This window comes from Variovorax sp. Soil_C_17 (assembly GCF_057657265.1).
The window spans coordinates 1,091,273-1,116,229 of record NZ_JBDGIT010000002.1; the positions used below are offsets into that span (position 1 = coordinate 1,091,273).

A 24,957-nucleotide genomic window follows, 5' to 3' on the forward strand; every position below is an offset into this window, starting at 1 on the left:
CAACGTGGGTAGGCAAAGGCCTACCTGACTAATACGAAGGTTTTCCGATAGGTATGGCAACAACACGTTTCGTCGATATCCACGCGATGTCGGCCCTGGTCCGGGCGATGGGAGTGCCCCGCTTCCTCGAGACGCTGGCCGAGACGCTTCGCGAAGATTTCCTGCGATGGCCCGACTTCGACAAGTCGGCGCGCCTGGCCAGCCATTCGGCGCTGGGCGTGATCGAGCTGATGCCGGTGTCGGACGCCACGCACTATGCCTTCAAGTACGTCAACGGCCACCCGGCCAACACGGCCCAAGGGCTGCCCACGGTGATGGCCTTCGGCGTGCTGGCCGAGGTGGAGACCGGCTTCCCGCTGCTGCTGGCCGAGCTCACGCTGACCACCGCGCTGCGCACCGCCGCCATGTCGGCGCTGGCGGCGAAGGCAGTGGCCCGCCCGGGCATGCGCAGCATGGCGCTGATCGGCAACGGCGCCCAGGCCGAGTTCCAGGCGCTGGCCTTCCACGCCCTGCTGGGCATCGACGAACTGCGGGTCTACGACCTCGATCCGGCCGCCACCGACAAGCTGGAGCGCAACCTGGCGGCCTACCCGGGCTTGCGCGTGCAGCGCGCGGCCGGCATTGCCGAGGCCGTGCGCGGCGCCGGCATCGTGAGCACGCTGACCGCACGCAAGACGCGCGCGACCGTCGTCACGCCCGACATGATCGAGCCGGGCATGCACATCAACGCGGTCGGCGGCGACTGTCCCGGCAAGACCGAGCTGCATGTGGACGTGCTGAAGGCCTCGCGCGTGTTCGTCGAGTACGCGCCGCAGACGCGCATCGAGGGCGAGATCCAGCAGTTGCCCGCCGACTTTCCGGTGGTCGAGCTGTGGCGCGTGCTCGCGGGCAAAGAGCCCGGCCGGCAGGACGAAGCCGAGGTCACGGTGTTCGATTCGGTGGGCTTCGCGCTGGAGGACTACTCGGCGCTGCGCCTGGTCCACCGCCTCGCGCTGGAGCACGGCCTGGGGCAGGACGTCGCGCTCGCGCCGCCGGACGGCGACCCCAAGGACCTGCTGCGCCTCTTATAGCGCCGCCGGCTGGCTCGCCATGTGCGGCGCGTCGATCCAGTGCTTGCGGAAGCCCAGGCGCGCCGGCGAGACGTATTGCTCCCGGTAGAGCTCGAAGGGCATGGTGTCGGCCGCCTCGATCTGCTTCTGCGCCTCGACGGAGTCGCGCGACGCGCGCTCGAACAACGCCTGCTGTTCGGCGCTGAAGGGCAAGGCCAGCAGCGCGGCGCGCGTCTCCTCGGAGCGCGCGCGCACGAAGGCGACGAAGGAATCGTCGTGCGACTTCGCCATCGCCTCGAGCACGCGCGCCGAAGGCAGCCCGGCCGGCTCGGCCAGCACCTTGCGGGCGGCGCGTACCGCCTCGGCGTGGCGGCTGCCGCCGTGGGCCGCATCGAGCGCATCGGCGATCGGCCCGAAGGCCTCCAGCAGTTCGGCGCCCCAGTCGGTCAGCGCCTGCTCGCGGCCGCTGCGCAGCAGCTTCAGCCCCGGCTCGCGCCCGCGCGCGGCCGTGAGTTGCTGGTTGTGGGCCAGCTCGGCGATCTCGTCGCGGGTATCGGGCGGACTGTCGGCCAGCAGGCAGTGCAGCAGGAACACATCCAGGAAGCGCATGGTGGAGGCGTTGATGCCGATGGGCTCGAAGGGGTCGAGGTCCATCAGCCGCACTTCCACGTACTCCACGCCGCGCTCGCGCAGCGCGTGCAGCGGACGCTCGCCGGGGAAGATCACGCGCTTGGGCCGGATCGTGCCGTAGAACTCGTTCTCGATCTGCAGCAGGCTGGTGGCGAGCTGGTTGTATTCGCCGCCCAAATTCTGGATGCCGATCGTCTCGTAGGCCGGCCAGGGCCGCGTCAGCGCGTCCTGCAGCGATGCGGCGTAGCCGTCGAGGCTGTTGTAGCTCACCGCCAGCGAGGCCTGGGCCTCGCTCTGGTAGCCCAGCCGTCCCATGCGCAGCGAGGTGCCGTGGGGCATGTGCATGCTGCCCTCGCCCAGCGGCTTCAGCTCGTGCGCGCGGCCCGCCACGAAGGTCGAGCACACGGCCGGCGAGGCGCCGAACAGGTAGAGCAGCAGGAAGGCATGGCGGCGGAAGTTGCGGATCAGCGCAAAGTACTGCTCGCTCGACACTTCCGGCAGCGACCAGTTGTAGTGGATGCCCGAGATGGTCTGCATGCGCCGCCCGTAACGGTGGCTCAGGCCCATGCGGTAGACGCTCTTGGCGCGGCCCACGTTCGAGGAGCCGTAGCGGCCGATCGGGATGGTCTCGTCCGGCGGCAGCCCGCAGGGCATGCTCGACACCCACAGCCGCTCGTCGCCGGCCTCGGCCAGCACGCGGTAGGTGAACTGGTGGACCTGCGTGAGCTCGGCCAGGCAGGCTTCGACGTCGGCATGCACGCCGGTGATGAGCTCCAGCTGCGATTCGCTGAAGTCGGTGGTGATGTGGGGATGGGTCAGGGCCGACCCGAGGGCGGCCGGATGCGGCGTCAGCGCCAGCTTGCCGTCGGGCTGGGCGCGCAGGCTTTCCTTCTCGATCCCTCGGCGGACTCCCTTCAGGCGCGCGGGTGTCAGCGCTCCCAGGCGCTCCTGCAGTTTGCTCATGTCGTTATGACCCGTGAATCTTTGTGGGGCGGAAGGTAGCACGGCCGCGGACAGCCTGCTGACACCCGGTATTAAACGCCGGAACGACCTTTCTGCTATAGCCGGGACATCCGGGCGTGCGCCTGCGCGGCGGCGGTCGACCGGTCGGAAGCCCTGCCGCGAGGCCTCTCGACGACGGCGTCTTCAGGCCGTGGCCAGAACCCGAAGCAAAAAGCGGTTGAGGTCGGCGATTTCCTCCATGCACACCGAATGCTCCATCGGATATTCGTGCCATTCGACGACGTAGCCCAGTGCGGCCAGCGCGTCGCGCGATGCGCGGGCGCGTTCGATCTGGACCACGCCGTCGCGCGTGCCGTGGCCGAGGAAGATCGGCGTCCCGTGGTTGGCGGCATGGCGCTCGGCGGCCGTGGTCGCGGCCAGCGGCAGGTAGCCGGAGAGCCCGACGATCCCGCCCAGCCGCTCGGCATGGCGCAGCCCGGTCAGCAGCGCCATCGCGCAGCCCTGCGAAAAGCCGGCGATCACGATGCGGTGGGCGGCGATGCCGCGCTGCTTCTCCTTGGCGATCAGCGCCTCGATGGAGGCCTGCGACCGGCGCAGGCCGGCCTCGTCCTCGCGCTTGACCAGGTCGGCCGCGGCGATGTCGTACCAGGCCGGCATGCGGTAGCCGCCGTTGATCGTGACCGGGATCACCGGCGCGTTGGGGAACACGAAGCGCACCGCGCCGACGGCCGACAGGTCGAGCTCGTTGGCAATGGGCACGAAGTCATTGCCGTCGGCGCCCAGGCCGTGCATCAGCAGGATGGTGGCGGTGGGGTTCGGGCCGGTTTCGATTTCGATGGGAGCGAGGGACATGGCGTGAAGCTCGGAGATGGGGACTGGAGGGCCCGAGTGTGCCTTGTCTCGCGGCGCGGCCGCGCGGGCGCGCGGCAGCCCGTATGCTCGCAAGCTCGACCACTGCCAAGAAACAAGATCCGATGACCTCGCAACACTCGCCGATGAGCCGGCGCAAGACCATCATCGCCACCACCATCGGCAACGGCCTGGAGTTCTTCGACTTCACCATCTACGGCTTCCTCGCGCTGGTGATCGGCAAGCTCTTCTTCCCCACGCTCGACGGCTACGGCCAGCTGCTGCTGACGGTGGGCACCTTCGGCGTCGGCTTCGTCATGCGGCCGCTGGGCGGCATCGTGATCGGCGCCTACGCCGACCGCGCGGGGCGCAAGAAGGCGATGACGCTGACCATCTTCCTGATGGCCCTGGGCTGCGCCATGATCGGCTTCGCGCCCACCTACGCGCAGATCGGCGTCGCGGCGCCGGTCCTGATCGTGCTGGCACGGCTGATCCAGGGCTTCTCCGCCGGCGGCGAGGTCGGCGCGTCCACCACCCTGCTGGTCGAGCACGCGACGCCGGCCAACCGCGGCTACATGGCGAGCTGGCAGTTCGCCAGCCAGGGCCTGGGCATCCTGCTCGGCGCGGCGGTGGCCGGGGGCCTGACCGCGGCGCTCGGCCAGCAGGCCATGGAAGCCTGGGGCTGGCGCGTGCCCTTCTTCATCGGCATGCTGATCGCGCCGGTGGGCATGTACATCCGCCGCCACCTGCACGAGTCGCTGGAGACCGCGGGCACGCCCGCCGCCTCGGCCGCACGGCGCAGCAGCCTTGCCGAAGTCTGCGGCGAGCATGGCAGGACGGTGCTGGCGGCCATCCTCAGCGTGCTCGGCGGCACGGCCGCGGCCTATGTGGTGACCTTCTACATGCCGACCTACGCGGTGCGCGAGCTGGGCCTGCCGCCCACGGTGGCGCTGTTCGGCGCCGTGCTCACGGGCCTGCTGTCTTTCGTGCTGTCGCCGCTGGTGGGCCTGGCTTCCGACCGCGTCGGGCGCAAGCCGCTGATCGTGTGGGGCCGCATCGCGATGGCGCTGCTCATCTATCCCGCTTTCTGGTGGCTCAACGCCGCGCCCTCGGCGGCGGTGCTGTTCATCGTGGTCGGGCTGCTGAGCACGGCGCTGGTGGTGCAGACCGTGCCCACCATCACCATGCTGCCCGAGATGTTCCCCAAGCATGTGCGCGCCAGCGGCATGTCGCTGGTCTACAGCGTGGGCGTGGCGCTGTTCGGCGGCTTCTCGCCCTTCGTCAGCACCTGGCTGGTGGGCGCCAGCGGCAACAAGCTGGCGCCGGCCTGGTATCTCCTGGGCATGACGCTGGTGTCGCTGCTGGGCCTGCTGTGGCTCAAGGACTTCACCGGGCGCGACATCGACGATGCCGAGGCCCACCGGCCGGACGCCGAACTTCCTTCGAGCACCGCCCGCGCATAGCAGCGCCGCCTTCGCCGGGGTCTCGGCGGCCCTTCCGCATCAACGACGGAACGGCAGCCCCGCGCCGCTCACTGCCGCGAAGCCATCTCGCGGCACTTCTGCAGGTTGGCGTTGAAGCGGGCCGGCAGGCCGGGCTCGCAGGCATCGGCCGTGGTCATGATGCGGCACATGCCGACCACCAGGAAATCGGACACCGCCTCGGTGCACATCGGATAGCGGCCGAGGGCCGGGTTGCCCTGCGACTTGAAGCCCCAGCTGCCGGAGAAGTCGAGCATGCGGCCCATCGCCTCCTCGAAGTAGTCGCGGTCGCGGGCCGCGATCGCCGCCTCCATCTGTGGCAGCTCGGTGCCGAGGAAGCTCATGGCGGCGGCGGGGAAGCGGTCGGCGGGCTGTTGCTGGGCGCCCGCCACGGAAGCGGCGAGGCACAGGGCGGCGGCAAGGCACTGGCGTGGAAGTCCCATGATCGGAAGGTCTGCAATGGCTTCGAGGGCGGCCCGCCGCGCGGCGGGCGCGAAAGCGCTATTGGAACCCAAGACGGCCGGGACTCGGGCGCGGCTGCCTACCAGCGCAGCTTCACGCCGACCGAGCCCTGGACCGAGGACTCGAGCCGTGCATCGCCGCCGATCGCGAACACGCGACCGAGTTCGCCATACAGGCTGGCGGCCGGCGTCAGCGCCAGCGTGAAGCCGCCCGCCACCTCGGCCGCGCTGTAGCCGCCGGCGCCGGCGAAGCGGGTCGAGCCCGCCGGACCGACGAACTCGGCGACGTCGGCGCCGGCACCGGCGCGGTAGACGTTCACCCGTGCATAGGGCTGGAGCCGGCCCGCGCCGGTGGCGAAGTCGCCCTTGATGCGCACGCCCAGGCGGCCGATCCATCCGGCATCGGCGTCCTGGCGCACGATGGCGCCGCCGATGGCCACGGCATCGAAGTGCGCGCGCTGGTAGATCAGCTGCGCTTGCGGCTCGACCGTCCAGCGATCGGACAGCGCGAAGGACTTGCCGGTCTCGAACGAGGCCGTGAAGCTGTCGCCCTTGCCGTCCACGCTGGCATTGCCGTCGGGCCGCACGGTGTAGCGGTGGCTGCCGCCCTGGACCACGGCGTCGGCATAGAGGCCGCCGGCGTCCTTCCAGGTGGCGTAGGCGCCCAGGTAGCGCGAGCGCAGCTCGTTCGAGCCGACGCGGCCGAAGGTTCCGCGCGCATTGCCGCTCACGTCGGCGCTGCCGTCCAGGAAGCCGAGGTAGAGGCCGGCGCGCCAGTTGCCGCTGGCCAGCAGGTCGGTGCCGGCCTGCAGCCCGCTCACATGGCCGCGGCTGTGTGCATCGGCGATGCCGTCCTGGCGGATGTTCAGGTCGCTGTAGACCGCGCGGGCCCAGGCGCGTCGCACTGCGGGGTCGGTACCGCTCACGGGCGCGTCCTCGTCGCCGATGCGGCGGTGCAGGTTGCCGAGCATGGCGAGGTCCGCCTGGCGCAGCTGCGCCGGCAGTGCTGCGAACAGCGGGACCTCGGCCCGATAGGTCGGCACCGCAACGGACAGCACGGGCAGCTTCACGGTGGTGAAAGGGTCGGATGGGTTCTGCGGCTCCGCGGCGCCGGCAGGTTCCGCGGGACGGACCGGGTCGATGGGGTCGGCCGGCGTCGTTGGTGCAGCCGGTGTTGCCGGCGTGGTCGGCGTGGTCGGCGGCTGCACGGTGGTCGTCGAGCGCAGGTACCAGTTCTCGCCCGCGCCCTGCGCATCGGCGGCGTAGAGACGGTATTCATAGGCGCCCGCATCCACATGCCCGTTGGCCAGCGCGAAGGCGTCGCGCGTGGTCTGCGCGGTGGTGGTGGCGCCGTTGCGCGCGCTCACCACCTCGATGCCGTTGCCCGTGGTCAGGGCGCCCAGGCCGCCGAGATTGGTGATGCGCAGCGTCGTGTTGCCGCTGGCGCTGGCGCCCGGGCCGCTGAGCACCAGGCGATCGCTCACGCTGTTGCTGCCTCCGAGCACCGTGCCCAGCTTCAGCACCCCGGCCTGGCCCACGTAGGCGCCGGTCACGGTGAGCGTGCTGCCGGCCTGGCTGCTCAGCAGGTTGACGGTGCCGGCGTTGTTCAGCGACGCCACGCGCTGGTCGAAGCCGGCCGTGTCGAGCGTGGCGCCGGCGGCCACGCTGTGTGCCGAAGCGGCGCTGAAGGTATCGGCGGCACCTGCCTTCAAGGTCCCGGCCGCGACCGTGGTCGCGCCGGTGATCGCCTGTTGGCGCGTCAGGGTCAGCCGGCCGGCGCCGGTCTTCTCGATGCCGCCGGTGCCGGAGAGCAGGCCGGTGTAGCTCGCGTCGCTCGGCTGCGCGAAGCGCACCAGGCCGTTGTCCGTGATCGCCGGCGGCGCGAACTGCGCGGAGGTCTGCAACGTACCGGCCGCATCCACCGTCATGCTGCCGGTATAGCTGCTGGCATCGGCGCCGAGGATCAGCGTGCCCGCGGCCACGCGGGTGCTGGTGATGCCGGAGCCCGGCAGCGCGTTGTCGAAGGTCCAGGTGCCGCTGTCCCGCTTCACCAGGGTCTGGAAGTTCGACACGGTGTGCGCGAAGGTCGCGCTGCCCGTGCCGTCGAGCGTCAGCAGGTTGTTGCCCCCGCCGCCGTTGATGGCGCCGGTGATGGACGAGCCGGCATGCACGTGCAGCGCGTCGTCGCCGTCGGCGAAGTTGAGCACGCCGATCAGCCTGCCCTGGTTCGTGAAGTCCACGGCCATCGTGCCCGATGCGCCCAGGATGTTGCCGGCGCCGCCCTTGTACTCGATGACCCCGGTGGCCCCGTTGACCACCGTGTTCGAGCCGCTCGAGGCCTCCAGCCAGATGGCGGCGCCGCCGGCCTGCGAGCGCACCTCGCCGTGGTTGACGATGAGATTGCCCGTGCCATGCGGGTTGATGGCTTCGGCGTTGTGCGCCGTGCCGTTGGAGAGGACCTTGGCGCCCTCCTCGATGGTCAGCGTGGTGTTGGAACGAAACTCGATGGTGTTGGCGCCGGTGCCGTAGTGGCCGTTGGCGCTGCCTGCGGCATTGTTTTGCACGGTTGCATTGCGCTGGACCCGGATCGTCCCCTGGTCGCCCATGCTGATGGCCGGCAGGTCCGTGGTGCTGATCACGGCGTCGGGCTGCACGTCCACCGTGCCGCCGGGCGTGGAGTCGTAGCCGCCGATGACGACGAAAGTCTGCGGCGTGCCCGGCGTGCAGGTGATGGTGCCGCCGCTGGGGCCGCTGCAGTCGGCAGCTGCGCTTGCGGCCAGGCCCAGCAGCGCCAGGGCCACGATCGGCGCCTGGGCGCTCGATTTGCCGAGCCCGCGGGCCACCTCCGAAGCCACCGTCCAGAGCCCTTGCGTCGGGTTCCAGAGCACCCGGAAAACGCGATTCATACAATTCTTTCGTATTACATTAATACTTAAGAATGTAGTTCTTAGGTTCCTATTTTCTAAGGAAGTACTTCACGAAATCGGGGACGGATGGTCGGGCGCGGTGGATATCTCGGCGGCAAGCTGTGCTATCGCGCCCCCGTAAACTCGGGCATGGCTTCCAGACCTTCCAGGGCCCTGCGCACGTTCGAGCGCGGCCTGTTGTGCATCCTCATCGGCGCGGCCGTCCTGCTCGCGCCCCGCTTCCTGACTTCGCCGCACTGGCGCGACATGCTCGCCGGCGCCCACGTGGTGGGCTGGTTCGCACTGGTGCTCGGCATCGCCCTGGTGGTGGTGGACCTGGCCCAGCGCGCCAGGGGCAAGGCCCGCTGATGCGCGCTCCGGCACCCGTTCGCGTGGAGGACCGCCATCGCTTCGACACCCTGATCGACGCGCGCTCGCCCGGCGAGTACGCCATCGATCACATCCCCGGCGCCATCAATTGCCCGGTGCTCGACGACGAGGAGCGCCGCATCGTCGGCACGCTCTACAAGCAGCAGGGTGCCTTCGAGGCGCGCCGCGTGGGCGGCGCGATGGTGGCGGCGAACCTCGCGCGGCACCTGAAGGAGCGCTTCGCCGACCGGCCGGCCGGCTGGAAGCCCCTGGTCTACTGCTGGCGCGGCGGCCTGCGCAGCGGCTCGATGGTCACCTGGCTGCGCCTGGTGGGCTGGGACGCGCAGCAGCTGGCCGGCGGCTACAAGAGCTGGCGCCGCCATGTAATCACGCAGCTGGCCCTGCTCTGCCCGCAACTCGACCTGCGCGTGCTGTGCGGCGCCACCGGCAGCGCCAAGACACGCGTGCTGCAGGCGCTGGCGCTGCAAGGGCGGCAGGTGCTGGACCTCGAAGGCTTGGCGGCGCACAAGGGCTCGCTGCTGGGCGCCCTGCCCGGCACGCCGCAGCCGTCGCAGATCGCCTTCGAAACCCGCATCGCCGAATTGCTGGAGCGCATCGATCCGGCGCAGCCGCTCTACGTGGAGGGCGAGAGCCGGCGCATCGGCCGCCTGGACGTTCCGCTGCCGCTGGTGACGCACATGCGCGCTAGCCGGTGCATCGAGATCGAGGCCACGCCCGAGGCCCGGCTGGCCTATCTGCTGCGCGACTACGCCTACCTGGGCGACGACCCCGAAGCGCTGTCGCGCCAGCTCGGGCTGCTGAAGGAACTGCACGGCAAGGCCGTGATCGGCCGCTGGCAGCAATGGGCCGCCGCGGGCGAGCTGCCGGCCCTGTTCGCCGAGCTGACGGCGCTGCACTACGACCCGGCGTACAAGCGCTCGCAGGCCAGCCATTTCGAGCGCTGGGCCGAACGGCAGACCGTGACGGCCGATGATCTTTCCGATGCGGCGATCGACGCGCTGGCGACGCGCGTGGCGGCGCTAGGCTAGGCTTTTCTTCCTGCCGAAGGCCTTCTTGCCGAGCTCCACCGCCGCCAGCACGATCGCGCCGGCCACGATGCCGACGCCGGCATTGACGCCCATCGAGCCCAGGCTGCCCAGGAGGCTCCCCGCGTTGACCGCCCAGGCTTCGACCGCATGGCCGAGGGCCGGCACGCCGTGCACCAGGATGCCGCCGCCCACCAGGAACATGGCGGCCGTGCCGGCGATTGAGAGCGCCTTCATGAGCCAGGGCGCAGCCGCCAGGATGCCCCGGCCGAGCGCCTGCGAGGCGGCACCTTCGCGCCGGCTCAGGTAGAGGCCGGCATCGTCGAGCTTCACGACGCCCGCGACCAGCCCGTAGACGCCGATGGTCATGATCAGCGCGATGCCGACCAGCACCGACAGCTGCGTGGTGAAGGGCTGGCCCTGCACCGTGCCCAGCGTGATGGCGATGATTTCCGCCGACAGGATGAAGTCGGTGCGCACCGCGCCCTTGATCTTGTCCCGCTCGACCGCGACCAGGTCGACGGAGGGATCGACGAGCGCCTGCTCGAGCTGCGAGACCTCGGCCGCATGCTCGTCCTTGTGCAGGAACTTGTGCGCCAGCTTCTCGCACCCCTCGAAGCACAGGAAGGCGCCGCCGATCATCAGCAGCGGCGTCACCAGCCAGGGCAGCCAGGTGCCGATGAGCAGCGCCGCGGGCACCAGGATGGCCTTGTTGATGAAGGAGCCCTTGCACACCGCCCACACCACCGGCAGCTCGCGCTCCGCCTTCACGCCGCTCACCTGCTGGGCGTTCAGCGCCAGGTCGTCGCCCAGCACGCCGGCGGTCTTCTTGGCAGCGACCTTGGTGAGGATGGAAACGTCGTCGAGGACGGTGGCGATATCGTCGAGCAGGAGCAGAAGACTGGAGGCCATGAATGACTGTTCCTGGTGGGTCAGGCGACGTTGCGCTTCAGGCGGATCTCTTCGATCTTCGTACCGCCCAGCGACGTCGTCTTGGCAGTCTTCATCTCGCGCTTGAAGCCGGCCAGCTCGTAGAAGCGCAGCGCGCGGTCGTTGCGCAGCGGCACCCAGACGGTGACCAGCGTGCAGCCCTCTTCCTCCAGGCCGTCGCGCGCGGCGTCCCAGAGCGCCACGCCCACGCCCTTGCCCCAGTGCTCGGGCTTCACGTAGAGGGCCCAGATCTCGCCGGTGGTCGAGGGCGTCTTGGGGTCGCGGGAGCGGTCGAAGCCGACGAAGCCCACCACCTCCTCGCCCAGCACCGCCACATGCACCTGGGGCTCGCTGAACTCGATGGCTTCGCGCCATTTGGCCTCGCGCGTGGAGGGCGCCAGCGCCCGCAGCTGGTCTTCGGGAAGGATGTCCACGTAAGCGGCACGGGCGGAGGCAACGTGGACGTCGGCGATGGCCTTGGCATCGCGCATGGCGGCGGGGCGAACTTCGTAGTCGGACATGAAAGCGGGGGAACGATCGATAAAGGGGTGTATTGTCGCCGCCTCGCTAAACTGCCTCACCATTCACTGGAGGAACCTATGCCCAAGGGACAGCAACGCAGCAACAAGGAATCGAAGAAACCGAAGAAGGACACCTCGCCGCCGAAGGCGCCGGCTGCCGGCTTCGAACCGGTCCGCACGGTCACGACGGCCATCATTCCGCGCGGCAAGGTCAAGAACAAGGAATGAGCACGGGTGCGCCGCAGGCCACGGCGCAGATCGAGCCCGGCGGCTTCCGCTTCGAGACCGAAGCGGGCCGCACCTTGCTGCAGTCGGCCGAATCCGCCGGCATCGAGCTGCCCAGCTCCTGCCGAAACGGCACCTGCCGCACCTGCATCTGCCGTCTTCTCGACGGCGAAATACGCTACCGCATCGAATGGCCCGGCCTCAGCCGGGAGGAAAAGGCCGAGGGTTGGATCCTGCCCTGCGTGGCGGAGCCGGTGGGCGACGTCAGGCTGGAGGTGCCCCTGGCTTTTTCGCACTTCTAAGGGCTTTGGGAGCCTTGGGTGGCTTGGGCGGCTTGGGTGACTCGGGCGCTTTGGGCATCCGGCCTCACCAGCCGATCGCGCGCCGCCAGCGACGGAAAGAGCCGGAACCAGGCCAGCGCCACCAGCACCGTGCCGACGCCGCCCACCACCACCGAACCCACCGGACCGAGCAGGGCCGCGGTGGCGCCCGACTCGAACTCGCCGAGCTGGTTGCTGGCACCGATGAAGATCGAGTTGACGGCGCTCACCCGCCCGCGCATCGCGTCCGGCGTTTCCAGCTGCACCAGCGTCTGGCGGATCACCACGTTGACCATGTCGGCGCCGCCCGAGACGGCCAGCGCGAGCAGCGACACGATGAAGCTGCTCGACAAGCCGAACACGATCATGCACACGCCGAACACCGCCACGGCGATCAGCAGCGCACGGCCCACGTGCCGCTCGATCGGCCGCCGCGTCAGCAGGATCGATGCAACGAGCGCCCCGACCGCCGGCGCGCTGCGCAACAGGCCCAGGCCCCAAGGGCCGGTGTGCAGGATGTCCTTGGCGAAGATCGGCAGCAACGCGACCGCCCCGCCCAGCAGCACCGCGAAGAGGTCGAGCGAGACCGCCCCCAGCACCGGCTTGCGGTGCCAGATGAAATTAACGCCCGCCAGCACCGTGGCCAGCGAGACCGGTTCGCGCGGCGGCGGCGCGTGCTCGTAGCGCACCTGCACGACCAGCAGGCTGCCCATGGCGAAGAAGAGCAGGCTCGCTGCATAGACCACGCCGGCGCCCGCGGCGAACAGCAGGCCCCCCAGCGCCGGGCCGCCGATGATCGCGCCCTGCATGCCGGCCGAACTGAAGGCCATGGCGCGCGGCAGCATCAGCGGCGGCACCAGCAGCGGCGTCAAGGCCTGTTGCGCCGGCATCTGGAAGGCGCGCACCGCGCCGAGCACCAGCGACAGCCCGAGCAGCAGCGCGCGCGAGTCGTGGTGGCCACGCACGGACAGGAGCAGCGCCAGCGCGACCAGCCCCTGCACCGCGAAGCAGGCGGCGACGATGCGGCCGCGATGGCGCCGGTCGACCACGTGGCCTGCGAGCAGCGCCAGCAACAGCGCCGGGACGAACTGGTAGAGCCCGACCAGCCCCAGGTCCCAGGCGCTGCCGGTCAGCTCGTACATGTGCCAGCCGATCGCGACCAGCAGCATCTGGCTGCCCGCGGTGCCGAAGAGCCGGGCCGTCCACATTCGCATGAAGGGCCGCTCGCGCGTGAGATCGGAAAAATTCGGCGAGGCGGCGGCGGGGACGGACATCGGGTCGAGGATAGCCCAGCCTCATAGACTCGCTCGCCATGAATGCGCTCGCCGTGATCCATGAAGACGCCGACCTGCTGGTGCTCGACAAGCCCGCCGGCCTCCTGTGCGTGCCCGGCCGCGGCGAGGACAAGCAGGACTGCCTCAGCGCCCGTGCGCAGGCGCGCTGGCCCGACGCACTGGTGGTGCACCGGCTCGACATGGCCACCAGCGGCCTGGTGCTGATGGCGCGCAATCCCGCCATGCAGCGCGCACTCGGAGATGCCTTCGCCGAGCGGCGCGTTCACAAGCGCTACGAGGCGATCGTCGACGGATTGCTGCCGGTGTCCGAGGCGTGGTCGCTGATCGACGCCCCGCTGATCGCCGACTGGCCCAGGCGCCCGCTGCAGAAGATCGATGCGCAGAACGGCAAGCCCAGCGTCACGCGCTGGCGCGTGAAGCGGCTCCTGCCCGAGCGCGGTGCCACGCACCTGTGGCTGGAGCCGCTGACCGGCCGCAGCCATCAGCTGCGCGTGCACCTGCTGTCGATCGGCCATCCGATCCTCGGCGATGCGCTCTACGGGAGCGAGGCGGTGCAGCGGCGCGCCGACCGGCTGCTGCTGCATGCGAGCGGACTCGAGTTCGCCCATCCCGCCGATGGCCGGGTGCTGCGCTTCGAGAGTGCGCCGCCTTTCGCTTGAATGCCCTGCCCGTTGCTCAGCCCTTGACCACGAGCACCGGCACCTTGGCGTCCTGCAAGACACGCTGCGTGACGCTGCCCAGCAGCAGCTTCTCGATGCCCGAGCGCCCGTGCGAGCCCATCACGATCAGGTCGGCCCCGATCGCGTCCGCGGTGTCGACGATGCCTTCGTGCACCACATGGCCATCGATCACGCGCTGGTCGCTGTGCAGGCCTTCGGCGGCCAGCGCGGCGACGCCGCGTGCCAGCGCCGCGTTGGCGCTGCTGGTGGCGGCTGCCAGGTATTCGTTCTGGCCCAGCGCATAGTCCGCGCCGACGCCGATGAAGGGGTAGTTGTCGACCACGTGGATCAGGGTGATGCGGCTGCCGAATGCCAAGGCGAGCCCGCTGGCCTTGCTGACTGCGAGCATCGACGTTTCGGACCCGTCGATCGGAACCAGGATGTGATTGAACATGACAGACCTCGTTTGTTCACATGACGGCTCGCAGTCGAACCGGGCCCTGAATGTACATCCAAGGAATGGAATCGGGCGTAGGACTGCTACGGACCGGCAGGTGCTGCTCAATCGCCCTGAAAAGAGCCGGCGCGGCAGGTCACGACCAGCGTGTCGCGCCAGCCCGGCTGGCTGTCCACCAGCGGCTGGATCGGCGTCGATTCGTGGATCACGCGCGCATCGTCGATGACCAGCAGCGTCCACGGCTCCGTCATCGTGAAGCGTTCGCCGCGGCGGCCCGCGGCCTCGAACACGCGGGTTTCGCCGCCCTTGATGTTGTGGCGGCCGACCAGCGCCACCGCGACCAGGTCGACGCCGTCGCGGTGCGCGCCCTCGGGCGTCGGCCGGCCGATGCCCTCGGCCGTGTCGATGCGGAACTGGTGCGCTTCCACGTACCAGCGCTGCGTGCCGCGCAAGCCGTTCGCCACCTCGGCCAGGCCCTTGATGAGCGCCTGCCAGGCCGGCTGCACGAGCGTTCCGGATTCCATCGGCGCAAACCAGCGCTGCATGCCGCCATGCAGCGCGTTGTACTCGACCGGCTGCCAGTGCGCGCGGTGCGGCACCTGATCGATGATCGCGTCCTCGACCGTGAAGCAGGCATGGCGCCGCGTGCGGTAGCGGCCGCCGTCCTTCAGGTATTCGTCCAGCGGCAGCTGGTTCCAGTCGGCATGCAGCACTTCGAGCTCTGCGAGCGGGCTGCCCAGCCACTGGGCCACTCCCTGCGGGCTCAGCACCGCGTAGCCGTCCTGGCGCAACGCGGGAACGAGCCGGTCGACGGGTGTGAAGGGTGGGTCGAAGTTCCCTGCGCTCACTCCGACACCTTCACGCCCTTCCAAAAGGCGACCCGGTCGCGCACCATCTCGGCCTCGGGCTTGGGGTCGGCGTAGTACCAGACGGCATCGGTATTGAGCTCGCCGTCGACCAGCAGCGAGTAGTAGCTGGCAGTGCCCTTCCAGGGACAGGTGCTCTTGTGGTTGCTGAAGCTGACGTAGTCGCGATTGAGCGCGCTCGCCGGGAAATAGTGGTTGCCTTCGACGAGCACGGTGTCGTCGCTCTCGGCGATGGTGACGCCGTTCCAGGTTGCTTTCATCCAGGTCTCCAAGGCCCGCCCGATGGCGGGACGGAGCTATTGTGCCGCGGGCGACTGCAGCCAGTGCACGCTGAAGAGCCGCTCGGGGTCGGTCCACACCGCAGTTGGCCTGAGGCCCGCCTTCACGGCCAGCGCGTGCAGGCCCGGGGCGGTGAACTTGTACGAGTTCTCGGTGTGGAAGGTCTCGCCCTCTTCGAAGTCGAAGCGCTGCCCGTCCAGCCTGACGCTCTGCGCGCGGCGGCTCACCAGGTGCATTTCGATGCGGCGCAGGGGCGCGTTGTAGAAGGCGGCGTGGGCGAAGCCCTCGAGGTCGAAGTCGGTGCCGAGTTCGCGATTGGCGCGGCGCAGCAGGTTGAGGTTGAAGGCCGCGGTCACGCCTTGCGCGTCGTTGTAGGCGGCATGCAGCCGCGCGGGGTCCTTGACCAGGTCCACGCCCAGCAGCAGGCCGCCGCCGCGCAGCAGGCGCTGCGCGAGCTGCAGGAAGGCCAGCGCCTCCTCGGGGCTGAAGTTCCCGAGCGTCGAGCCGGGGAAAAAGCCCACGCGCTGGCCCAGGCCCTCGCCGAGCGAGGGCAGCACCAGCGGCATGGTGTAGTCGGCCACCACGGGCTGCACGGCGATCCGCGGATAGTCGGCACGCAGGCGCTGCGCCGCAGCTTCGAGGTGCTCGCCCGAGATGTCGATCGGCACATAGCGGCGGGGCGCATGCAGCGCGTCGAGCAGCAGCCGCACCTTGGTGAGCGAGCCCGCGCCGAACTCGACGACATCGGCGTTCGGTCCGATCTGCGCTGCGATCTCGGGCGCGCATTCGGTGAGGATGCGCATCTCGGTGCGCGTCGGGTAGTACTCCGGCAGATCGCAGATGCGATCGAAGAGCTGCGAGCCGGCCACGTCGTAGAAGAACTTGGGCGAGATGCTGCGCGGACTGCGGCTGAGGCCCTCGAACAGCTCGCGGCCGAAGTCGGAGAGCGGCGCTGCGCGCTGTGCGCTGCGGAAGGCATGCAGGCTCACTGCAGGAATAGCCATCAGAGATCCTTCGCGAGCCGCAGCCCGGAAAACTGCCAGCGCGCGGCCGGCGGGAAGAAGTTGCGGTAGCTGGGCCGCGCATGGCCCGCGGGCGTGGCCGCGCTGCCGCCGCGCAGCACCAGCTGGCCGACCATGAACTTGCCGTTGTATTCGGCCGCCACGCCCGACAACGGGCGGAAGCCCGGATAGGGGTCGTAGGAAGAGCGCGTCCACTGCCAGACGTGGCCGCTCATCTGCGAGATGCCGGGCGCATCGTGCGCGGCCTCCCACTCGAACTCGGTGGGCAGCCGCGCGCCGGCCCACTCGGCGTAGGCCGCGGCTTCGTAGAAGCTCAGTTGCGAGACCGGCGCCTCGGGCTCCAGCGGCCGCACGCCGTGCAGGCCGAAGGCGTGCCAGCCTGCGGTCGCGCCGTGATGGACGAGGCGCGGATCGTCGGGCGCGAGCCAGTACGCCGGATGGCGCCAGCCCTGCGCCTGCACCGCGGCCCAGCCGTCGGAGAGCCAGAGCTCGGGCCGCTCGTAGCCGCCATCGGCGATGAATTGCGCGTACTCGCCGCAGTTCACCAGCCGGTCCGCGATGGCGTGGGGCTGCAGCAGGGCCGCGTGGCGCGGCGTTTCGTTGTCGAAGCTGAAGCCGCCGCCGGCATGGCCGACCTCGACCACGCCGCCCGGCCGCGAAAGCCAGCGCATCGCCGGCGCCACCGAGGCCAGCCGCAGCGCCGGCGTGGGCGCCGTGCGGTAAGCCGGCAGCAGCGGATTGCAGGACAGCGCGTGCAGGATGTCGGTGAGGATCAGCTCCTGGTGCTGCTGCTCATGGTTCAGGCCCAGCTCGATGATGGGCGCGACCGCCTCCCAGTCGGTGTCCTCGCCGGCGCCGGCGAGCAGCGCATCGACCGCCTCGTCCACATGGCGCCGGTAGGCCTGCACCTGCTCCAGCGAAGGCCGCGTCAGAAGCCCGCGCTGCGGACGCGGGTGGCGCGGCCCCAGCGCCTCGTAGTAGGAATTGAAGAGGTAGGCGAAGGCCGCATCGAAGACGCGATAGCCCGTCGCATGCGGCTGCAGCAGCACGGTCTCGAAGAACCAGGTGGTGTGCGCCAGGTGCCATTTGGTCGGACTGGCGTCGGGCATCGACTGGATGCACTGGTCCTCGGCCGAGAGCGGCGCCGCCAATGCAAGGCTGAGCGAACGCACTGATTGAAAACGATCGCGCAGCTCGTCCGCCGCGGGCCGGGCCGGCTGGGTGAGATTCATGGGGTCTCCATTGTGGATCGGAAGGTTTTTAGCCCATGCGCGGCGGTCGGCGCCGTAGGACAAGGGCCCGCAGCGCGGCACCCCGACCGCAGCACGTGGCCCCCGTCGAACGCGCCACTTTGGCACAAGATGCCGGGACGTGCAGGGTGGCTGCGTATCATCCGGCGCATGAGTACGCCCCCTTCTTCCGGCCGCCCCCGCATCGTGATCATCGGCTGCGGCTTCGGTGGCCTCGAGGCGGCGCGCAAGCTGCAGCACGCGGCCGTCGACATCACCATCGTCGACAAGACCAACCACCACCTGTTCCAGCCGCTGCTCTACCAGGTCGCCACCGCCGGACTGGCGGCGCCCTCGATCGCCGCGCCGGCCCGCCTGCTGTTCCGACGCCAGCCCAACATCACCACCCTGCTCGGCGAGGCGACCCGCATCGACCCCGAGGCGCGCGAGGTGCACCTGGCCGACGCCACCCGCCTGCCGTATGACCACTTGATCGTGGCCGCGGGCGCGACCCACAGCTACTTCGGCCACGACGACTGGTCGACCATGGCGCCCGGCCTCAAGACCCTGGCCGATGCCTTCGAGATCCGGCGCCGGATTCTCATGAGCTTCGAGGCGGCCGAGGTCGAGCCCGACCCGGCGCGCCGGCGCGCCCTGCTCACCTTCGCCGTGATCGGCGCCGGCCCGACCGGCGTGGAAATGGCGGGCACGCTGGCCGAGATCGCGCGCCACACCCTCCGCGGCGAGTTCCGCCGCATCGACCCGCGCACGGCCGAGGTGCTGCTGATCGAAGGCGGCCCGCGCGTGCTGCAGGCCATGCCCGAGGTCCTGAGCCAGCGCGCGCTCGAGCAGTTGCAGAAGCTGGGCGTGCAGGTGCGCCTCAACGCCCGCGTGACGGCGGTCACGGCCGGCGGACTGGAGGTGGAATCGCCCTTCAGCGACGGCGGCGCCGGCACCGGCACCCATCGCATCGCCTGCCATTGCGTGATCTGGGCCGCCGGCGTGGCCGCTTCGCCGCTCGGCCGGCTGCTGGCGGACGCCACCGGCGCCGAATGCGACCGGGCCGGCCGCGTGAAGGTGCAGCCCGACCTCAGCCTGCCCGGCCATCCCGAGATCAGCGTGGTGGGGGACCTGGCCGCCGCCATGAGCCACCGGCCCCGCAAGGAACCCACGCCCGTGCCCGGCGTCTCGCCCGGCGCCAAGCAGGCGGGCCGCGCCGCGGCCGCGAACATCCTGCGCCGCCTCGCGGGCAAGGAGACGGTTCCCTTCCGCTACCGCGACTACGGCAACCTCGCCACCATCGGGCGCAACTCGGCCGTGGTCGACCTGGGCACGCCGCTCGGGCCGCTGCGCTTCTCGGGCCGGATGGCCTGGCTGTTCTGGCTCTTCGCGCACGCCTATTTCCTGATCGGGTTCCGCAACCGCATCGTGGTGCTGATGGACTGGGCCAGCGCCTACTGGAGCTTTCAGCGGCATGCGCGGGTGGTGGCCGAGGTCAGGGGCAAGGGAGAATCCTGAGCGGACGCGGAGAAGTCGTGACGCCCGACGGCCCGGCGCTGCTCATGCTGCGCACGCGATCGAACGGCGGCTCGTGATTCTTTTCATCGACCGGAACTCGTCACATGAAGATTCGTGCTTTCCAGCCCGCCGACGAAGCCGGCGTGATCGCCCTCTGGCAGGCCTGCGGCCTCACGCGCCCGTGGAACGACCCGCACCGCGACATCCAGCGCAAGCTCGGCGAGCAGCCCGAACTCTTCCTGGTCGCCACCGGGGGAGACGGCGCGCTCCTCGGCTCCGCGATGGCGGGCTTCGACGGCCACCGCGGCTGGGTCTACTACCTTGCGGTCTCGCCCGGGCACCGGCGCATGGCCGTCGGCCGCGCGCTCATGCACGAGGCCGAGCGTTTGCTCATCGCGCGCGGCTGCCCGAAGATCAACCTCCTCGTGCGCTCGTCGAACACCGAGGTCGTCGCCTTCTATCGCAAGCTCGGCTACACGCAGGACGATGTGATCAGCCTCGGACGCCGTCTCATCCACGATGCATGAGTGAGTCCGGCCGGCGCAGAATACGAGCTCCGGCCCCAGCGATCGCGGAGTTTCAGATGAAGAAGCTGTCCTGCCTCGGCACCGCCCTGCTCCTGCTTCCCGGCATCGTCTTCGCCGAGGAGCCGTGCAGGACCCGCAACACCGTCGAGATCAACCAGTGCGCCCAGCAGGCCCTGGCGCGCAAGGACAGGGAGCTCAACGCCGCCTACCAGTCGCTGATGAAGTCGCTCGAGTCCGACGGCAAGAACGATGCCGTCGACTACGCCGCCACGCGCAAGCTGCTGCAGCAGGCGCAGCGGGCCTGGATCCAGTTCCGCGACGACGACTGCAGGGCCAAGTACACGCTCAACGCGGGAGGCACGGTGCGCGACATCGCCGCGCTCGGCTGCCAGATCGAGCACACGGAGCAGCGGACCAAGCAGCTCAGGGATTGGCTCAAGGCCTGAGGACGCGCTCGCGGGCCGCCGCTCAGCCCTTGTTCTCCGCCTCCTGCAGCAAGCGCCACATCACCTTCCCGCTCCCGCTCTTCGGCAGCACATCGACGAATTGCACCGCGCGCGGGATTTTGTAGACCGCCATGTTCTCGCGGCACCAGTCGATGATCTCCTGCTCGGTGGTGTTCTTGTGGCTGGCGCGCAGCACCACCACGGCCTTGACCGATTCGCCCCGGTAGGCGTCCTTGGTGGCGATCACGCAGGCCTCCTGGATCGCGGGGTGGCGGAACATCAGCAGCTCGACCTCGGCCGGCCAGACCTTGAAGCCGCTGGCGTTGATCATGCGCTTCAGGCGGTCGGTCATGAAGAAGTAGCCGTCTTCGTCCATGCGGCCCATGTCGCCGGATCGAAAGAAGCGCTTGCCCTCGAACTCGACGAAGGCCGCCGCGGTCGCATCGGGACGCTTCCAGTAGCCCTGGAACACCTCGGGCCCATGGATGATGATCTCGCCCGATTCGCCGATGGGCATCTCCTTCAGGGTGTCGGGATCGACCACGCGCGCGTCGGTGCTCATGAAAGGAATGCCCAGGCATTGCTGCTTGGGATTCTCGAACGGGTTGGTGTGCGAAGGCGCCGCGGTCTCGGTGAGCCCGTAGCCCTCCTGGTACTTGAGCCCGTACTGCTCGTACAGGCGCTGCGCCACCGCCTGCGGCATGGCGGCGCCGCCGCCGCCGATGTGGACCAGGCTCGTGAGGTCGAAGCTCGCGAAGTTGGGGCTGCCCAGCAGGTCGATCACCATGGTGGGGATGTTGGTCCAGCTCGTGACCTTGCGGCGCGAGATCAGCCGGCCCGCCACCTCGCGGTCCCAGCGCGGCATGATGACCAGTGTGCCCGCGCTGATGATCATGGTGTGCAGCACGCTCACCGTGCCCGTGATGTGGAACATCGGCACCACCGCCAGCACCACGGTCTCGGACGAAGCCATGCCCCAGAGTTGGCAGGCATACGCGTTGTGCATCAGGCTGCTGTGATGGTGGACGCAGCCCTTGGGCAGGCCGGTGGTGCCGCTGGTATAGGGCAGCAGCGCCATGTCGTTCGCGCCCACGACGTGGGCGGGCGGCGCGTGGCCGGCGGCCAGCGCATCGGTCCAGGCCATGACCTCGCCGCCCGCGAGCGCAGGCAGCGGATGGCGCCCGAGCAGCCAGTCGCGCCACGCCGGCGGCGGCGACTCGTCGCCCTGCGCCTCGGGGTCGAAGGCATCGGTGAACTGCGTGACGATCAGGTGCGCCAGGCGCTCGTCGGGGGCCAGTGCGTCGCTGGCCCTGGCGAGCTCGGGCGCCAGGTCGCCTGTGGTGATCGCGACCTTGGCATCCGGATCGGTGATGTAGTGCTTGAGCTCCTCGGCCCGGTTCATCGGATTGACCGGCACCACCACCGCGTTGGCGCGCAGGATCGCGAAATGCGCGATCACCAGTTGCGGGCAGTTCTGCATGTCCAGCACCACGCGGTCGCCGCGCTTCACGCCCAGCGCATGCAGCGTGCCCGCCAGCCGCTCGGCCTGCGCCGCCAGCTCGCGGTAAGTGGTCTCGCGGCCGAAGAAGACCAGCGCCGTCTTGTCGGGAAAGCGCTCGGCGGCGGTGGCGAGGTTGTGCCACAGCGAGGTGGCGGGAATGGTGAGCGAGCGAGGCAGGCGCTGCGGCCAGAACTTGAAGTGCGGACGATCCATACGGGCTCCAATGGGACGGGCAAGCCTACGATGCCGCATGCTCGGGCCGCATCGGGGAAGCCCCGACGGCGTCACATCCGCGACTCCCGCCGAAAGATGCCTTTCCGGGCCTGCCGACAGACAGCCGGCCCGTTCTGCCGTACAACGGCGGATCGTTTTCTTCATCCCCCCACCACCGAGGAGCTCACATGGCAGCAGACAAGCGCGCAAGTGTTCACTGGGAAGGCGCCGGCAAGACCGGCAAGGGCCAGATCAGCACCGAGACCGGTGCGCTCAAGAACTACCCCTACGGCTTCAAGAGCCGCTTCGAGGACGACCGCACCGGCACCAACCCCGAGGAGATCCTCGGCGCTGCGCATGCGGGCTGCCTCACGATGGCGCTGGCCTTCGCACTCGAGGGCGCGGGCTTCACCGCCACGCGCATCGACACCCAGGCCGCGGTGCGCCTGGCCAAGGATGGCCCGGGCTTCAAGATCGACCGCATCCAGCTCGAACTCGAAGCGGAGATTCCCGGCATCGACGAGGCCAAGTTCCAGGAACTGGCGGCCGGCGCCAAGGCCGGCTGCCCGCTGTCGAAGGCGCTGGCCAGCGTTCCCGAGATCACGTTGAAGGCCACGCTGAAAACCTGAGCAGGCGCTGTTCATGATCGTCCGCCCCAACGACGCATGACCAGCCAGGGCGCCGATCCGGCCTACCTCGGCAGCGAGGATTTCGCCCGCTTCCTCGCCGCGGAGACCCCGCGCTGGGAAAAGCCCGTCAAGGCCTCGGGCGCCAGGATGGACTGATGTGGGGCATTCGGTGCGCCTGATTGGTGCACAGATCTTGCATACAAGCAGGCACGAAACCTGCTGGTATGCAGGAACATGTCCATCACCGCTCCCGAAATCAGTGCACGCATCGTCGAGGCGGTGATGGCGCAGAAGCTCGCCCCGGGCGCGCGCCTGGGCGAGCAGCAGCTCGCGATGCTGTTTGACTGCAGCCGCACCATCGTGCGGGAGGCGCTCACGCGCCTGGCGGCGCGCGGCATCGTCACGGTGAGCGCGCGGCGCGGCTGGTACGTGATCGAGCCCTCGCAGGACGAGGCGCGCGAGGCCTTCGAGGCGCGCCGCGTGATCGAGGCCGGCCTGATCCGCAGCGCCGGCCGCATCGGCAAGGACGCGCTGCGCTCGCTCAAGGCGCACCTGCAGCGCGAGAAGGCCGCGCTCAAGGGCAGCGACGTCGGCACGCGCAGCTACCTGCTGGGCGACTTCCACGTGTGCCTGGCCGAGTGCCTGGGCAACTCGCTGCTGGCCGACACGCTGCGCGACTTCACCGCGCGCACCACGCTGATCGCGATGCTCTACCAGTCATCCCACGACGCCGCGCAGTCCTGCGAGGACCATGTGCGCATCGTCGCGGCGCTGGAGCGCGGCGACACCGCCGGCGCCGAGGCGCTGATGGTCGAGCACATCGGCACCGTTCAATCGGCCCTGCGTGTGCAGGCCCAGGCCGACCCATTGGCCCAGCTGCGCGATGCGCTCGCACCGCTTCAGGGCACGCCGCCCGGCGCCAAGGCCAAGGCACAGCTCTTGCGTGGCCGGGGCAAGACCCAGGCCTCCGGCGCCATCCCCTCACCCGACGATTCTTCGACTTACCTAGGAGCCCTGCTATGAAGATCTCGAAGCGCCAGTTCGCGCTGACCCTCGCCTCGGCCGCCCTGCTCGCCACCGGCGCCGCCCACGCCCAGAGCGCGCTCGACAACGTGCTGAAGTCCAAGACCCTCAAGGTCGCCATTCCCACCGACTACCCGCCCTACGGCTTCGTCGGCCCCGACATGGCGCCCCAGGGCCTCGACGTCGAGATGGCCAGGCTGATAGCGGCCAAGCTGGGCGTGAAGGCCGAGCTGGTGCCCGTCACCAGCGCCAACCGCATCCCCTACCTGCAGACCAGGAAGGCCGACCTCGTGATCTCCACGCTGGGCAAGAACGCCGAGCGCGAGAAGGTGATCGACTTCAGCGCCGCCTACGCGCCCTTCTTCCAGGCCGTGTATGCGTCCAAGAGCGTCAGCATCAAGAGCTTTGCCGACATGGCCGGCAAGAGCGTCGCCGTGACCCGCGGCGCGATGGAAGACCAGGAACTCGCCAAGGTGGCGCCGGCCAACGTCGACTACAAGCGCTTCGAGGACAACAACGCCACCATCGCCGCCTTCGTCGCCGGCCAGACGCAGACCATCGCCACCAGCGCCGCGGTCGCCGGCAACATGATGCAGAAGAACCCGCAGCTGGGCGCCGAGTACAAGCTGCTGCTGAAGGACAGCCCCTGCTTCGTCGGCATCGCCAAGGGCGAGGACGCGCTGAAGGCCAAGGTCAACGAGATCATCGCGGCCGCCAAGAAAGACGGCACGCTCGATGCCATGTCGAAGAAGTTCCTCGGCAAGGAAGCCGGCGACCTGCCCCTCTGACGCCGCACCGCCATGGGCATCGAGTTCGACTTCGGGGCCGTGCTCGGCCAATGGCCGCTGCTGGTCAGGGGCATCCTGTGGACGCTCGGCCTCACGCTCGTCGCCACGCTGATCGGCATGGCGGTGGGCATCGCCTGCGCCTGGGCGCGGGCGAGCGGACCGGCCTGGCTGCGCTGGATCGTCGGCAGCTACGTGGAGCTGATCCGCAACACGCCCTTCATCGTGCAACTGTTCTTCATCTTCTTCGGACTGCCGGCGGCGGGCTTCAAGCTCTCGCCCGAGGTGGCCTCGGTGATCGCCATGGTGATGAACCTCGGCGCCTACGCCACCGAGATCATCCGCGCCGGCATCGAGGCCACGCCGCGCGGGCAGATCGAGGCCGCCGTGAGCCTGGCGCTGAACAAGGTGCAGGTCTTCACGCGCGTGGTGTTGCCGCCGGCGCTGAAGAAGGTCTGGCCCGCGATGGTGAGCCAGATCATCATCGTGATGCTCGGCTCGGCCGTGTGCAGCCAGATCTCGACCGAGGAGCTGAGCTACGCGGCCAACCTGATCCAGAGCCGCAACTTCCGCGCCTTCGAGGCTTTCATCGTCGCGACCGTCATCTACCTGGCGCTGTCGGTGGCCGCACGGCGACTGCTCAACTGGGCGGGGCCGAAGTTCTTCTTCGGCAAATGATATGAGCCCCCACGCTCGTCACTTCGTGTACTCGCTGCCCCCCGAGGGGGCGCAGGCCTCCCTTGGGGCGGCCCGGCGGG

General features: G+C 69.6%; 27 protein-coding genes and 1 pseudogene. 15 read left to right on the forward strand and 13 right to left on the reverse strand.

What is annotated here, in order from left to right; genetic code table 11:
* Window positions 1-53: 53 nt before the first annotated feature.
* On the forward strand, window positions 54-1,070 hold the full coding sequence (locus AC3A6Y_RS13645; RefSeq protein ID WP_487868754.1) for an ornithine cyclodeaminase: 1,017 nt from the start codon (window positions 54-56) through the stop codon (window positions 1,068-1,070).
* Here the strand turns inward: AC3A6Y_RS13645 and gshA are convergent.
* Window positions 1,065-2,642: a glutamate--cysteine ligase gene (gene gshA, locus AC3A6Y_RS13650; RefSeq protein WP_487868755.1), complete on the reverse strand. Its 1,578-nt coding sequence runs from the start codon at window positions 2,640-2,642 to the stop codon at window positions 1,065-1,067. The genes AC3A6Y_RS13645 and gshA overlap by 6 nt on opposite strands.
* A gap of 183 nt (window positions 2,643-2,825) precedes the next feature.
* On the reverse strand, window positions 2,826-3,494 hold the full coding sequence (locus tag AC3A6Y_RS13655) for an alpha/beta hydrolase (RefSeq protein WP_487868756.1): 669 nt from the start codon (window positions 3,492-3,494) through the stop codon (window positions 2,826-2,828).
* 122 nt (window positions 3,495-3,616) lie between these two features.
* Between AC3A6Y_RS13655 and AC3A6Y_RS13660 the strand changes: the two genes are divergently transcribed.
* Window positions 3,617-4,954, forward strand: a complete 1,338-nt coding sequence (locus AC3A6Y_RS13660; RefSeq protein ID WP_487868757.1) for an MFS transporter — start codon at window positions 3,617-3,619, stop codon at window positions 4,952-4,954.
* A gap of 68 nt (window positions 4,955-5,022) precedes the next feature.
* Here the strand turns inward: AC3A6Y_RS13660 and AC3A6Y_RS13665 are convergent, their stop codons facing one another.
* Window positions 5,023-5,415 carry a hypothetical protein gene (locus AC3A6Y_RS13665; RefSeq protein ID WP_487868758.1) on the reverse strand — a complete coding sequence of 131 codons (393 nt, stop codon included), beginning with the start codon at window positions 5,413-5,415 and terminating at the stop codon, window positions 5,023-5,025.
* Between the two features lie 98 nt (window positions 5,416-5,513).
* On the reverse strand, window positions 5,514-8,339 hold the full coding sequence (locus AC3A6Y_RS13670) for an autotransporter outer membrane beta-barrel domain-containing protein (RefSeq protein ID WP_487868759.1): 2,826 nt from the start codon (window positions 8,337-8,339) through the stop codon (window positions 5,514-5,516).
* Window positions 8,340-8,489: 150 nt separating this feature from the next.
* Here AC3A6Y_RS13670 and AC3A6Y_RS13675 point away from each other — a divergent pair, with 150 nt between their 5' ends.
* Together AC3A6Y_RS13675 and mnmH are read left to right on the forward strand one after the other, a co-directional pair.
* A complete protein-coding gene (locus AC3A6Y_RS13675; protein WP_487868760.1) occupies window positions 8,490-8,708 on the forward strand; it encodes a hypothetical protein in 219 nt (72 codons plus the stop codon).
* The gene (gene mnmH, locus AC3A6Y_RS13680) at window positions 8,708-9,757 is read left to right on the forward strand and encodes a tRNA 2-selenouridine(34) synthase MnmH (protein ID WP_487868761.1); all 1,050 of its coding nucleotides are present in this window, start codon (window positions 8,708-8,710) and stop codon (window positions 9,755-9,757) included. The genes AC3A6Y_RS13675 and mnmH overlap by 1 nt, the downstream gene beginning before the upstream one ends.
* Here the strand turns inward: mnmH and AC3A6Y_RS13685 are convergent.
* Window positions 9,749-10,666, reverse strand: a complete 918-nt coding sequence (locus AC3A6Y_RS13685; RefSeq protein WP_487868762.1) for a DUF808 domain-containing protein — start codon at window positions 10,664-10,666, stop codon at window positions 9,749-9,751. The genes mnmH and AC3A6Y_RS13685 overlap by 9 nt on opposite strands.
* 20 nt (window positions 10,667-10,686) lie before the next feature.
* Window positions 10,687-11,205 carry an N-acetyltransferase family protein gene (locus AC3A6Y_RS13690; RefSeq protein ID WP_487868763.1) on the reverse strand — a complete coding sequence of 173 codons (519 nt, stop codon included), beginning with the start codon at window positions 11,203-11,205 and terminating at the stop codon, window positions 10,687-10,689.
* A gap of 78 nt (window positions 11,206-11,283) precedes the next feature.
* Here AC3A6Y_RS13690 and AC3A6Y_RS13695 point away from each other — a divergent pair, with 78 nt between their 5' ends.
* Both AC3A6Y_RS13695 and AC3A6Y_RS13700 read left to right on the forward strand, forming a co-directional pair.
* Window positions 11,284-11,433 (forward strand): hypothetical protein, encoded by a 150-nt coding sequence (locus tag AC3A6Y_RS13695; protein ID WP_487868764.1) that lies wholly within the window; start codon window positions 11,284-11,286, stop codon window positions 11,431-11,433.
* Window positions 11,430-11,732 (forward strand): 2Fe-2S iron-sulfur cluster-binding protein, encoded by a 303-nt coding sequence (locus AC3A6Y_RS13700; protein ID WP_487868765.1) that lies wholly within the window; start codon window positions 11,430-11,432, stop codon window positions 11,730-11,732. Before AC3A6Y_RS13695 ends, AC3A6Y_RS13700 begins: the two co-directional genes overlap by 4 nt.
* Here the strand turns inward: AC3A6Y_RS13700 and AC3A6Y_RS13705 are convergent.
* Window positions 11,729-12,964, reverse strand: coding sequence for an MFS transporter (locus AC3A6Y_RS13705; protein ID WP_487869054.1), 1,236 nt, complete (start codon window positions 12,962-12,964; stop codon window positions 11,729-11,731). The two genes, AC3A6Y_RS13700 and AC3A6Y_RS13705, sit on opposite strands and share 4 nt — an antisense overlap.
* Before the next feature lie 98 nt (window positions 12,965-13,062).
* Between AC3A6Y_RS13705 and AC3A6Y_RS13710 the strand changes: the two genes are divergently transcribed.
* The gene (locus tag AC3A6Y_RS13710) at window positions 13,063-13,704 is read left to right on the forward strand and encodes an RluA family pseudouridine synthase (RefSeq protein WP_487868766.1); all 642 of its coding nucleotides are present in this window, start codon (window positions 13,063-13,065) and stop codon (window positions 13,702-13,704) included.
* 16 nt (window positions 13,705-13,720) lie between these two features.
* Here the strand turns inward: AC3A6Y_RS13710 and AC3A6Y_RS13715 are convergent, their stop codons facing one another.
* From AC3A6Y_RS13715 to egtB, 5 genes are all read right to left on the reverse strand, one after another.
* A complete protein-coding gene (locus AC3A6Y_RS13715) occupies window positions 13,721-14,158 on the reverse strand; it encodes a universal stress protein (RefSeq protein WP_106558688.1) in 438 nt (145 codons plus the stop codon).
* 107 nt (window positions 14,159-14,265) lie between these two features.
* Window positions 14,266-15,009, reverse strand: coding sequence for a 2OG-Fe dioxygenase family protein (locus AC3A6Y_RS13720; RefSeq protein WP_487868767.1), 744 nt, complete (start codon window positions 15,007-15,009; stop codon window positions 14,266-14,268).
* Window positions 15,006-15,287, reverse strand: coding sequence for a DUF427 domain-containing protein (locus tag AC3A6Y_RS13725; RefSeq protein WP_487868768.1), 282 nt, complete (start codon window positions 15,285-15,287; stop codon window positions 15,006-15,008). The genes AC3A6Y_RS13720 and AC3A6Y_RS13725 overlap by 4 nt, the downstream gene beginning before the upstream one ends.
* Window positions 15,288-15,323: 36 nt before the next feature.
* Window positions 15,324-16,310 (reverse strand): L-histidine N(alpha)-methyltransferase, encoded by a 987-nt coding sequence (gene egtD / locus AC3A6Y_RS13730; RefSeq protein ID WP_487868769.1) that lies wholly within the window; start codon window positions 16,308-16,310, stop codon window positions 15,324-15,326.
* Window positions 16,310-17,560 carry an ergothioneine biosynthesis protein EgtB gene (gene egtB / locus AC3A6Y_RS13735; RefSeq protein ID WP_487868770.1) on the reverse strand — a complete coding sequence of 417 codons (1,251 nt, stop codon included), beginning with the start codon at window positions 17,558-17,560 and terminating at the stop codon, window positions 16,310-16,312. Before egtB ends, egtD begins: the two co-directional genes overlap by 1 nt.
* Window positions 17,561-17,728: 168 nt before the next feature.
* Between egtB and AC3A6Y_RS13740 the strand changes: the two genes are divergently transcribed.
* The 3 genes from AC3A6Y_RS13740 (at window position 17,729) to AC3A6Y_RS13750 (ending at window position 20,048) form a co-directional block, all read left to right on the forward strand.
* A complete protein-coding gene (locus AC3A6Y_RS13740) occupies window positions 17,729-19,075 on the forward strand; it encodes an NAD(P)/FAD-dependent oxidoreductase (protein WP_487868771.1) in 1,347 nt (448 codons plus the stop codon).
* Window positions 19,076-19,179: 104 nt separating this feature from the next.
* Entirely contained in the window at window positions 19,180-19,602 is a 423-nt protein-coding gene (locus tag AC3A6Y_RS13745; RefSeq protein WP_487868772.1) for a GNAT family acetyltransferase, read from the forward strand.
* Window positions 19,603-19,658: 56 nt separating this feature from the next.
* A complete protein-coding gene (locus tag AC3A6Y_RS13750; protein WP_487868773.1) occupies window positions 19,659-20,048 on the forward strand; it encodes a lysozyme inhibitor LprI family protein in 390 nt (129 codons plus the stop codon).
* A 22-nt stretch (window positions 20,049-20,070) separates the two neighbouring features.
* Here AC3A6Y_RS13750 and AC3A6Y_RS13755 read toward each other — a convergent pair whose 3' ends face one another.
* Window positions 20,071-21,762, reverse strand: coding sequence for a long-chain fatty acid--CoA ligase (locus AC3A6Y_RS13755; protein ID WP_487868774.1), 1,692 nt, complete (start codon window positions 21,760-21,762; stop codon window positions 20,071-20,073).
* A 188-nt stretch (window positions 21,763-21,950) separates the two neighbouring features.
* On the opposite strand from AC3A6Y_RS13755, the gene AC3A6Y_RS13760 reads away from it, so the two are divergent.
* The 5 genes and pseudogenes from AC3A6Y_RS13760 (at window position 21,951) to AC3A6Y_RS13780 (ending at window position 24,877) form a co-directional block, all read left to right on the forward strand.
* Entirely contained in the window at window positions 21,951-22,391 is a 441-nt protein-coding gene (locus AC3A6Y_RS13760; RefSeq protein WP_487868775.1) for an OsmC family protein, read from the forward strand.
* A gap of 33 nt (window positions 22,392-22,424) precedes the next feature.
* Window positions 22,425-22,547: pseudogene (locus AC3A6Y_RS13765) on the forward strand (tripartite tricarboxylate transporter substrate binding protein); the annotation flags it as partial.
* Window positions 22,548-22,625: 78 nt separating this feature from the next.
* Window positions 22,626-23,414 carry a GntR family transcriptional regulator gene (locus AC3A6Y_RS13770; RefSeq protein WP_487868776.1) on the forward strand — a complete coding sequence of 263 codons (789 nt, stop codon included), beginning with the start codon at window positions 22,626-22,628 and terminating at the stop codon, window positions 23,412-23,414.
* Window positions 23,411-24,202, forward strand: coding sequence for a transporter substrate-binding domain-containing protein (locus AC3A6Y_RS13775; RefSeq protein ID WP_487868777.1), 792 nt, complete (start codon window positions 23,411-23,413; stop codon window positions 24,200-24,202). The genes AC3A6Y_RS13770 and AC3A6Y_RS13775 overlap by 4 nt, the downstream gene beginning before the upstream one ends.
* Before the next feature lie 12 nt (window positions 24,203-24,214).
* Complete coding sequence (locus AC3A6Y_RS13780; RefSeq protein ID WP_487868778.1) at window positions 24,215-24,877, forward strand: amino acid ABC transporter permease; 663 nt, start codon at window positions 24,215-24,217, stop codon at window positions 24,875-24,877.
* The last annotated feature ends 80 nt before the right edge of the window (window positions 24,878-24,957 follow it).

What these genes read in the sequence shown, in the direction of transcription:
- AC3A6Y_RS13695 (WP_487868764.1), top strand. Translation starts at nt 11,284, where the DNA reads ATGCCCAAGGGACAGCAACGCAGCAACAAGGAATCGAAGAAACCGAAG.
- mnmH (WP_487868761.1), top strand. Translation starts at nt 8,708, where the DNA reads ATGCGCGCTCCGGCACCCGTTCGCGTGGAGGACCGCCATCGCTTCGAC.
- AC3A6Y_RS13710 (WP_487868766.1), top strand. Translation starts at nt 13,063, where the DNA reads ATGAATGCGCTCGCCGTGATCCATGAAGACGCCGACCTGCTGGTGCTC.
- AC3A6Y_RS13750 (WP_487868773.1), top strand. Translation starts at nt 19,659, where the DNA reads ATGAAGAAGCTGTCCTGCCTCGGCACCGCCCTGCTCCTGCTTCCCGGC.
- gshA (WP_487868755.1), bottom strand. Translation starts at nt 2,642, where the DNA reads ATGAGCAAACTGCAGGAGCGCCTGGGAGCGCTGACACCCGCGCGCCTG.
- AC3A6Y_RS13675 (WP_487868760.1), top strand. Translation starts at nt 8,490, where the DNA reads ATGGCTTCCAGACCTTCCAGGGCCCTGCGCACGTTCGAGCGCGGCCTG.
- AC3A6Y_RS13755 (WP_487868774.1), bottom strand. Translation starts at nt 21,762, where the DNA reads ATGGATCGTCCGCACTTCAAGTTCTGGCCGCAGCGCCTGCCTCGCTCG.
- AC3A6Y_RS13665 (WP_487868758.1), bottom strand. Translation starts at nt 5,415, where the DNA reads ATGGGACTTCCACGCCAGTGCCTTGCCGCCGCCCTGTGCCTCGCCGCT.
- AC3A6Y_RS13660 (WP_487868757.1), top strand. Translation starts at nt 3,617, where the DNA reads ATGACCTCGCAACACTCGCCGATGAGCCGGCGCAAGACCATCATCGCC.
- AC3A6Y_RS13670 (WP_487868759.1), bottom strand. Translation starts at nt 8,339, where the DNA reads ATGAATCGCGTTTTCCGGGTGCTCTGGAACCCGACGCAAGGGCTCTGG.
- AC3A6Y_RS13705 (WP_487869054.1), bottom strand. Translation starts at nt 12,964, where the DNA reads ATGCGAATGTGGACGGCCCGGCTCTTCGGCACCGCGGGCAGCCAGATG.
- AC3A6Y_RS13740 (WP_487868771.1), top strand. Translation starts at nt 17,729, where the DNA reads ATGAGTACGCCCCCTTCTTCCGGCCGCCCCCGCATCGTGATCATCGGC.
- AC3A6Y_RS13760 (WP_487868775.1), top strand. Translation starts at nt 21,951, where the DNA reads ATGGCAGCAGACAAGCGCGCAAGTGTTCACTGGGAAGGCGCCGGCAAG.
- egtB (WP_487868770.1), bottom strand. Translation starts at nt 17,560, where the DNA reads ATGAATCTCACCCAGCCGGCCCGGCCCGCGGCGGACGAGCTGCGCGAT.
- AC3A6Y_RS13715 (WP_106558688.1), bottom strand. Translation starts at nt 14,158, where the DNA reads ATGTTCAATCACATCCTGGTTCCGATCGACGGGTCCGAAACGTCGATG.
- AC3A6Y_RS13700 (WP_487868765.1), top strand. Translation starts at nt 11,430, where the DNA reads ATGAGCACGGGTGCGCCGCAGGCCACGGCGCAGATCGAGCCCGGCGGC.
- AC3A6Y_RS13725 (WP_487868768.1), bottom strand. Translation starts at nt 15,287, where the DNA reads ATGAAAGCAACCTGGAACGGCGTCACCATCGCCGAGAGCGACGACACC.
- AC3A6Y_RS13690 (WP_487868763.1), bottom strand. Translation starts at nt 11,205, where the DNA reads ATGTCCGACTACGAAGTTCGCCCCGCCGCCATGCGCGATGCCAAGGCC.
- egtD (WP_487868769.1), bottom strand. Translation starts at nt 16,310, where the DNA reads ATGGCTATTCCTGCAGTGAGCCTGCATGCCTTCCGCAGCGCACAGCGC.
- AC3A6Y_RS13780 (WP_487868778.1), top strand. Translation starts at nt 24,215, where the DNA reads ATGGGCATCGAGTTCGACTTCGGGGCCGTGCTCGGCCAATGGCCGCTG.
- AC3A6Y_RS13645 (WP_487868754.1), top strand. Translation starts at nt 54, where the DNA reads ATGGCAACAACACGTTTCGTCGATATCCACGCGATGTCGGCCCTGGTC.
- AC3A6Y_RS13775 (WP_487868777.1), top strand. Translation starts at nt 23,411, where the DNA reads ATGAAGATCTCGAAGCGCCAGTTCGCGCTGACCCTCGCCTCGGCCGCC.
- AC3A6Y_RS13745 (WP_487868772.1), top strand. Translation starts at nt 19,180, where the DNA reads ATGAAGATTCGTGCTTTCCAGCCCGCCGACGAAGCCGGCGTGATCGCC.
- AC3A6Y_RS13770 (WP_487868776.1), top strand. Translation starts at nt 22,626, where the DNA reads ATGTCCATCACCGCTCCCGAAATCAGTGCACGCATCGTCGAGGCGGTG.
- AC3A6Y_RS13685 (WP_487868762.1), bottom strand. Translation starts at nt 10,666, where the DNA reads ATGGCCTCCAGTCTTCTGCTCCTGCTCGACGATATCGCCACCGTCCTC.
- AC3A6Y_RS13655 (WP_487868756.1), bottom strand. Translation starts at nt 3,494, where the DNA reads ATGTCCCTCGCTCCCATCGAAATCGAAACCGGCCCGAACCCCACCGCC.